Below are 7,288 nucleotides of genomic sequence, written 5' to 3' on the forward strand. Positions count from 1 at the left end.
GTGGGGCGCCGAGGCGGTGGAATCGCTGCTGGGTGACGACGCCGCGGGCGGCGAGCGCCAGCGCGGCGGCGGTCTTGGCGTCCACCAGGGGCGCTGCGGGCCGGTCGCCGCGGGCGGCGCCCGCCTGTCCGCCCTGGCGGGGATCGCGCGCGGAGCCGTCGGATTGCCCCGGTTTCTCGATATTGCCGGGTTGCGCCACCGCGTCGGGGCGCGCCCCGGAAACCTGGTTGGCGCTGGCGGCGGACATGGTGGTGCCGAGCACCGCATCCAGCCGCTGCACCAGGACGTTGCCAAGTGCGGCGGGACCTACGCTCATTGGTCAGGCGCCTGGTAGCCGTAGGTCGAGAGCAAGGACTGCTGGCGCTTCATGCGGCCCAGCAGCTCGCCCAGCCGGGCCAGTTGCGGAATGGCGAGGTTGCGGGTGAGCGCGTCGTTTTCCAGGATGCGCACCAGCAGGTCGTACTTCATGGCCCGGCCCGCCTCGTCGAGGGGGGCGGCGGGTTCGGTCAGGCGCAGGCGCTCGACCAGTTCGCAATACTGCTGCCCATGCGCCATGGCCGCATCCCAGTCGCCCGCCCGCGCGGCCGAAAGCATCTCGCCCGTGATGTAGGCGATCTCCTGGTAATACTCCAGGATGGGGGTGGAATACTGGGTAAGGGACGTCATGGAAATCTCGCGCGGGCGAAGTCAGGCAGAAGTAGGGGTGCTGGGGACCTCGGAACCATGGACGCCGGCCGGGCGGTCTATGGAGGTCTGCCAGGCTTCGGCCAGGTCGGCCAGAAGGCGGTCGGCGAGGTCGAGCTGGGCGAGATCGGCCCTCAGGTTCGCCGTGAGCAGGGTGCGAACGATGTAATCGTAGAGACTGGCCAGGTTGGCGGCGATTTCCCCGCCCGCTTCCATGTTGAGGCCGGTTTTCAGGCCCTCGTCGACGATCCGGATTGCCTTGGAGATGGCCGCGCCGCGCTCGGCGACCCGGCCCTCCTGCAGGTGTATGCGCGCTTGCCCGATGGCCGTCCGCGCGCCCGTGAACAGCAGGGTGATCAGCCGCTCCGGGCTGGCGCCCATGACCTGGGTTTCCAGGCCGATGTCGGCGTAGGAACGGACGGAGTAGGATCCCGAGGGACGGCGGGCGGCATAGGTCATTTAAGGCGCTTCTACGATTACTTGGTCGATTTGCTCAGGGCTTCGAATTGCTGCGTCAGGTAGTTGCCCATGCTGGTCATCTGCGCCACGAAGGTATCGAGCGCCACGAAACGGGTGCGCAATTGCGCCATTTCGGCGTCGCTGGCTTCCTTGGCGCGCGTCTGCTGGTCTTTCACGGCGGCGATGCTCTTGGCCAGGCCGTCCTGACGCGTCTTGATCATGCCGTTGGAGCCCAGGATGTCGTCGAAGACGGCGGCGAACTTCTCGCCCACGCCGTCCTTGCCGGTGAGCAGGGTGGCGACGTCGGCCGAGTTTTCCTTGAGCGCCTTGTCGAGCTTGGTGGTGTCGAGCTTGAGCTCGCGGGCCAGCGGGTCGGTGGTGATGCCCAGGTCGGCCAGCGTGCGCACCGAGCCTTCGCCCACCACGGTTTGCAGCACGCCGGCCAGCTGCGACTGGATGGAGCGCGTGGTGCTGTCCCCGGTGAGCGGCTGGTTGGTGGCGGCCTGGGCGTCGAAGGCGGTGAGGTTCTTGATCGTGCTCTGCAGGGCGTTGTAGGCCTTCACGAAGTTCTGCACCGCGGTGCTGGCCACGGAGGTGTCGCGCTCCAGCTTGAGCGTGATGGGCTTGTTGGCCTCGGTGGTTTCGGCAAGGTTCAGGGTGATGCCGTCGATGGCGCCCTCGATGTTGTTCGAGCCGCTGGTGACGGTGATGCCGTTGATGACCACTTCGGCGTTGGTGGCCGCGGTGGCGGCCATGCCGCTCGTGGTGCCGTCGGCGGCGGTGCTGAAGCCGAGCAGGTCCTGCAGGCTCTGGTCGCCGGTGACGGTGATGTTCTTCACCGCGGCCTTCTCGCCGGTGTTCTTGGCGGTGAGCATCAGGTAGTTGTTGCCATTGCCGTCGTTGATGACGGTGGCCGACAGGCCCGCCTTGTCGTTGGCGTTGATGGCCTTGACGATGCCGTCGAGCGAGGTGTCGCTGCCCAGGTCGATGGTGGTCTTGGTGCCGTCGGCCAGCTCGATCTCGAAGGAGCCGGTGTCGCCGTGCTTGGCGGCGCGGTCGGCCACGGCCGTGGACTGCAGGCTCTGCGCGGTGGCGAGCTTGTTGACGTAAATGGTGTACAGGCCCGAGGCGGCGCCCTCGGCGGCCACCGTGGCGGTGAGGGCGCTGCCGCCGGTCACGCTGCCCTTCATGGCGCTCATGGTCTCGGGCTTGCCCAGCGTGGCGGCGGCCGTCTGCAGCGATTCCAGGTAGCTCTGGAGCTGCGTGTAGGCGTCGATGCGGGTCTGGAAGCTCTCCTGGCGCTGCGTGTAGATCTCGAGTTTCTTGTCCTCGGCTTCCTGCAGCTTGCTCAGGGTCTCTTCGAGGGGCAGGCCCGAGACCGCGCCAAGATTAGTAATAGAGGCCATGTATGAAATTCCTTCTAGCTACGATTCTGTCAAATAAGGGGCGCCGGCGATCGGCCGGGCAAGGGCATAAGGGGGGCCTATTTCGGCCTTTCCGCCGGGTTGGGCGCGGAAAAACGCTCAGGCCGAGGTCTTGATGCCGTTTCCTTGCATGTTCACGATCATTTTGGCGATCTTCAGCACGGCTTCGCTGGGTATCGTGCGGATCACGTCGCCCGACTCGGCGTCCACCACGGACACCACCACCTGGTGCACGTCGGGGTCCACCTCGAACTGCAATTGGGTGGACCAGGCTTTCATCTGGTCGTTGATTTCGTCCAGCGCCCTTTCGATGGGCAGCTTCTGCGACCCGGACTGCTGGCGGGAAGTCGAGGAGTCCGGCCCCGCGTTGTCGGTAGCGGCCGCCGCGGGCGTCACCGAGACGGCCGGTTCGGCGGCAACGGGGACGGGGGCGGCCGCCGCAGGCGTCGCGAGGACGGCGGCGGGGGCGATGGGAGATACGGCCATGATCACTCCAGCAGGCGTGGTGCGTCTCGGAGGAACGCGCTGTTTTCAGGGAATTCTCAGCTACCATTACGGCCACGTCAGAATGAACTTTAGGGCCGGGCGGCCGAAATGTTTCACAAGCTAATCGTCTGGATGGGGCAATGAGCGTCAAGACCGCGCTGCGCGTGATCGAAATCATCGAAACCTATGCCCGCGAGAAGCGCGCCCTGCCGCTGTCGGAACTTGCCCGCCTGCTCGACGTGCCGGTATCGAGCTGCCTGGCGCTCATCCGCACCCTGACCGGGCTGGGATATCTGTATGAAACGGGCCGGCGCCAGGGCTATTACCCCACGGGCCGCCTGCTGGCCATGGCGCAGCGCATCGCCCGCGCCGACCCGGTGCTGGACCGGGTGTATCCCAGCCTTACCGAGCTGCGCGACGCCACGCGCGAAACCGTGGTCTTTGCCAAGCTCACGCCCGACGCCCGCGTGGTCTACCTGGACGTGCTCGATTCGCCGCACACCATCCGGTATGCGCCGGTTGCCGGCGAATTCAAGGATATTCACGCGAATTCGCTGGGAAAAGCGCTCATTTCGCTACAAGACGAGAAAACCCGCGCGCAGATGCTGGGCGGCCAGCCGCTCACCCGCTACAACGAGCGCACGCTGACCAGCCTGCAGGCGCTGGAAGAGGATATCCGCCTCTCGCGCCAGCGCGGCTGGTTCATGAACAGCGGGGAGTCGATCGCGGACGTGGGGGCCATCGCCTGGCCCCTGACGCTCTCGGGCGAGCATTACGCCATTTCGGTGGGCGGGCCGATCTACCGGATCGAGCCGCGCCAGGAAGAATACGCGCGCATCCTGCGCGCGGCCTGCACGGCGCTGGAGCAGCAGGCGTGAACGCGCCGCCGGGCTGTCCCGCGCGGCGGGACGGCCCCGGGGCGGCGTTCAGTAAGACTTGGGCAGGCCCAGCACCTTTTCCGCGATGAAGCACATGATGAGCTGCGGGCTGACCGGCGCGATGCGCGGAATGAAGCTCTCGCGCAGCAGGCGCTCCACGTGGTACTCCTTGGCGTAGCCCATGCCGCCCAGGGTCATGACGGCGGTCTGGCAGGCGTTGTAGCCGGCCTCGGCGGCCAGGTACTTGGCCGAATTGGCGTAGGGGCCGCAGGGTTTGCCGGCGTCGTAGAGACTGGCCGCCTTGAAAACCATCAGGTCGGCGGCCTCGAGCTGCATCCAGGCCTGGGCCAGGGGATGCTGGATACCCTGGTTCTGGCCGATGGGCCGGCCGAACACCACGCGCTCTCCCGCGTATTTCACGGCCCGGTCCAGGGCGGCGCGGCCGATGCCGACCGCCTCGGCCGCGATGAGGATGCGCTCGGGGTTCAGGCCATGCAGGATGTACTCGAACCCGCGGCCTTCCTCGCCGATGCGGTCGGCCACCGGAATGCGCAGGCCGTCGATGAACAGCATGTTGGAGTCCACCGCCTTGCGGCCCATTTTCTCGATTTCGCGCACCTCGACCTTGGAGCGGTCCAGGTCGGTATAGAAGAGCGACAGGCCCTGGGTGGGCTTGCTCACTTCCGACAGCGGCGTGGTGCGCGCCAGCAGCAGCATCTTGTCGGCCACCTGGGCGGTGGAGATCCATATCTTGCGGCCGTGCACGACGTATTCGTCGCCCTCGCGCACCGCGCGCGTGCCCAGCTTGGTGGTGTCCAGGCCGGCGTCCGGCTCGGTGACGGCGAAGCAGGCTTTTTCGCGGCCCGCGATCAGCGGTTCCAGCCAGCGCTTGCGCTGCTCGTCGGTGCCGAACACCACGACGGGGTTGAGCCCGAAGATGTTCATGTGCACGGCGGAGGCGCCCGTGAACCCCGCGCCGGAGGCGGAGATGGTCTGCATCATGAGGGCGGCCTCGGTCATGCCCAGACCGGCGCCGCCGTATTCCTGGGGCATGGCGATGCCCAGCCAGCCGTCGCGCGCCAGGTCGGCGTGCAGGGGTTCGGGAAACCCGCCCTCGCGGTCGCGCTCCAGCCAGTATTCGTCGGTGTAGCGTTCGCAGATGCGGGAGACGGCGTCACGCAGCGCCAGTTGCTCGGAAGTGAATTCAAAGTCCATCGTCAGGTTCCCTCTTGGGTAATGCCACGGGCGATCATGGCGTCGATCTGCGCGGCGTCGTAGCCCGCTTCGCCCAGTATTTCGCGGCTGTGCTGGCCCAGCGTGGGGGCGGGCCGGCGGATCGCGGTCGGGGTGCCCTGGTAGCGGCCCAGCGGGGCGGTGGTGCGCAGCCTGCCCTCGGTGGGGTGGTCCACGTCGCGGACGAAGCGCGTGGCCGCCAGGTGCTCGTCTTCCAGCAGGGCGTCCACGGTGTAGAGCGCCGAGGCCGGGATGTCGGCCCCGGCCAGGTCGCGCAGCCAGGATGCCGTGTCGCGCGTGGCGATGACCTCGGCCACGAAGGCGTACACCTCGCCGATGTGCGCGGCGCGCGCGCCGTGCGTGCAGAAGCGCGGATCCTGGCCGAGTTCGGGGCGGCCGATCAGGTCGAAGAAATTGCGCCAGTGCTTGTCGTTGTAGATCAGCAGGCAGATATAGCCGTCGGATGTGGCGTAGGGGCGGCGGTGCGGCGCCAGCAGGCGCGCGTAGCCGGTGGGGCCGAGCGGCGGATCGAAGGTGGCGCCGCCCAGGTGGTCGCCGAGCACCAGGTGGGCCATGCCTTCGAACATGGGAATCTCCACCTGCTGTCCCCGGCCGGACTGGCGCGCGTGCAGCACGGCCGACACCAGCGCGATGCCCACGTGCAGGCCCACGGCGCGGTCGGCCAGGGTGAGCGGCGCATAGCGCGGCACGTCGCCGGTCTGCTGCTGGTACAGGGCGGCGATGCCGGTCTGCCCCTGGATCAGGTCGTCGTAGGCGGGGCGGCCCGCATACGGCCCGTCTTCGCTGAAACCGTAGGCGCCCAGGTAGACGATGCGCGGATTGCGCGCCGCCACGTCCTCGTACGACAGGCCCAGCCGGGCCATGGCTTGCGGCCGGATGTTGTAGAGCAGGGCGTCGCAGTCCTCGGCCAGTTTCAGGCAGGCCTCGCGGCCCTCCGGCGTCTTCAGGTCCAGGACCACCGAGCGCTTGTTGCGGTTCAGGTGCAGGTAGAGATGGCCCATGCCGGGATTGCGCATGGGCCCCACCGCCCGCATATTGTCGCCGGCCGGCGATTCGACCTTGACGACGTCGGCGCCCAGGTCCGCCAGCACCTGCGTCGCGTACGGGCCCATCACCACCGAGCTCAGGTCCAGGATGCGCACGCCGGCCAGCGGGCCGGCGGCGCCTTGGGATGCGGATTCCGTCATTGCTGTTCGATCCCCGCGTCGCGGATGAGCTTGCCCCAGAGGTCGCGCTGTTCGCTGACGAACTGCGCGAATTCCTCGGGCGTGCTGGAGAAGGCGTCGAATCCGAGCGCGGCCAGGCGCTGGCGAACGTCGGGTTTGGCAACCACCTGTTTGATGGCGGCGTTGAGCTTGGCCACGATGTCCGGCGGCATGCCGGCCGGGCCGAAATAGCCGTTCCAGGAATTGAGGTCGAAGTCGGGCACGCCGGACTCGGCCATGGAGGGCAGGTCGGGCACGATGGCGCTGCGCTGGGCGGTCGACACCGCCAGGGCGCGCAATTGGCCCGACTGCACGAACGGCAGGCCCGAGGCGAGGTCGGTGAACATGAAATCCACCTGGCCGCCGACCACGTCGGTCAGGGCCTGCGGCGTGCCCTTGTAGGGAATGTGCAGCAGATCCACCTTGGCGCGGTTGGACAGCGTGGCCCCGGCCACGATGCCCGTGCTGTTGCCGCTGGCATAGGTGATCTTGCCTGGATGCTGGCGCGCGTCGGCGATCAGGTCGCCCACCGATTTCCAGGGCCGCTTCGGATTGACCACCAGGATGAAGGGCAGGTTGCCGCCGCGCGCGATGGGGGTGAAATCCTTGACGGGATCGTATGGCACGTTCTTCATCAGGAAGGGCGCGGCCGAATGCGAGGTGTTGGTGGTGACGAACAGCGTGTAGCCGTCCGGCTTGGCGCGCGCCACATAGCTGGCGGCGATGGTCGCATTGGCGCCGGGCTTGTTCTCCACGACGATCTGCTGGCCCAGGATGTTGCCGAGCTCGGCGCCGAAGATGCGGCCCACGGCATCGGTGCCCGAGCCCGCGGGGAAGGGCACGATCAGCGTGATGGGCTTGCTGGGGTAGGTGTCGGCCCGCGCGGCCGGCGCGGCCG

General features: G+C 67.8%; 8 protein-coding genes and 1 pseudogene. 1 reads left to right on the top strand and 8 read right to left on the bottom strand.

Features of this window, described 5'->3' with window-relative positions:
- The 5 genes and pseudogenes from AD428_RS20125 to AD428_RS20145 all read right to left on the bottom strand — a co-directional run.
- Positions 1–316, bottom strand: a pseudogene (locus AD428_RS20125) (flagellar hook-length control protein FliK); the annotation flags it as partial.
- Positions 313–666, bottom strand: a complete 354-nt coding sequence (locus tag AD428_RS20130; protein WP_053246361.1) for a flagellar protein FliT — start codon at positions 664–666, stop codon at positions 313–315. The gene AD428_RS20130 and the pseudogene AD428_RS20125, both read right to left, overlap by 4 nt.
- A 21-nt stretch (positions 667–687) precedes the next feature.
- A complete protein-coding gene (gene fliS / locus AD428_RS20135; protein ID WP_053246362.1) occupies positions 688–1,143 on the bottom strand; it encodes a flagellar export chaperone FliS in 456 nt (151 codons plus the stop codon).
- Between the two features lie 17 nt (positions 1,144–1,160).
- Positions 1,161–2,549 (bottom strand): flagellar filament capping protein FliD, encoded by a 1,389-nt coding sequence (fliD, locus tag AD428_RS20140; protein WP_053246363.1) that lies wholly within the window; start codon positions 2,547–2,549, stop codon positions 1,161–1,163.
- Between the two features lie 117 nt (positions 2,550–2,666).
- On the bottom strand, positions 2,667–3,053 hold the full coding sequence (locus AD428_RS20145) for a flagellar protein FlaG (protein WP_053246364.1): 387 nt from the start codon (positions 3,051–3,053) through the stop codon (positions 2,667–2,669).
- Positions 3,054–3,193: 140 nt separating this feature from the next.
- Between AD428_RS20145 and AD428_RS20150 the strand changes: the two genes are divergently transcribed.
- Positions 3,194–3,931 carry an IclR family transcriptional regulator gene (locus AD428_RS20150; protein WP_053246365.1) on the top strand — a complete coding sequence of 246 codons (738 nt, stop codon included), beginning with the start codon at positions 3,194–3,196 and terminating at the stop codon, positions 3,929–3,931.
- A gap of 48 nt (positions 3,932–3,979) precedes the next feature.
- Here AD428_RS20150 and AD428_RS20155 read toward each other — a convergent pair whose 3' ends face one another.
- The 3 genes from AD428_RS20155 to AD428_RS20165 form a co-directional block, all read right to left on the bottom strand.
- Positions 3,980–5,146: an acyl-CoA dehydrogenase family protein gene (locus AD428_RS20155; RefSeq protein WP_053246366.1), complete on the bottom strand. Its 1,167-nt coding sequence runs from the start codon at positions 5,144–5,146 to the stop codon at positions 3,980–3,982.
- Between the two features lie 2 nt (positions 5,147–5,148).
- On the bottom strand, positions 5,149–6,372 hold the full coding sequence (locus AD428_RS20160) for a CaiB/BaiF CoA transferase family protein (RefSeq protein ID WP_053246367.1): 1,224 nt from the start codon (positions 6,370–6,372) through the stop codon (positions 5,149–5,151).
- The coding region (locus tag AD428_RS20165; protein WP_053246368.1) for a Bug family tripartite tricarboxylate transporter substrate binding protein at positions 6,369–7,288 on the bottom strand (920 nt) is incomplete at its 5' end. The genes AD428_RS20160 and AD428_RS20165, both read right to left, overlap by 4 nt.

This window comes from Achromobacter sp. DMS1, assembly GCF_001270295.1.

Excerpts from the sequence above, each read along its gene's own strand:
- AD428_RS20130 (WP_053246361.1), bottom strand. The coding sequence starts at position 666 with ATGACGTCCCTTACCCAGTATTCCACCCCCATCCTGGAGTATTACCAG.
- fliS (WP_053246362.1), bottom strand. The coding sequence starts at position 1,143 with ATGACCTATGCCGCCCGCCGTCCCTCGGGATCCTACTCCGTCCGTTCC.
- fliD (WP_053246363.1), bottom strand. The coding sequence starts at position 2,549 with ATGGCCTCTATTACTAATCTTGGCGCGGTCTCGGGCCTGCCCCTCGAA.
- AD428_RS20145 (WP_053246364.1), bottom strand. The coding sequence starts at position 3,053 with ATGGCCGTATCTCCCATCGCCCCCGCCGCCGTCCTCGCGACGCCTGCG.
- AD428_RS20150 (WP_053246365.1), top strand. The coding sequence starts at position 3,194 with ATGAGCGTCAAGACCGCGCTGCGCGTGATCGAAATCATCGAAACCTAT.
- AD428_RS20155 (WP_053246366.1), bottom strand. The coding sequence starts at position 5,146 with ATGGACTTTGAATTCACTTCCGAGCAACTGGCGCTGCGTGACGCCGTC.
- AD428_RS20160 (WP_053246367.1), bottom strand. The coding sequence starts at position 6,372 with ATGACGGAATCCGCATCCCAAGGCGCCGCCGGCCCGCTGGCCGGCGTG.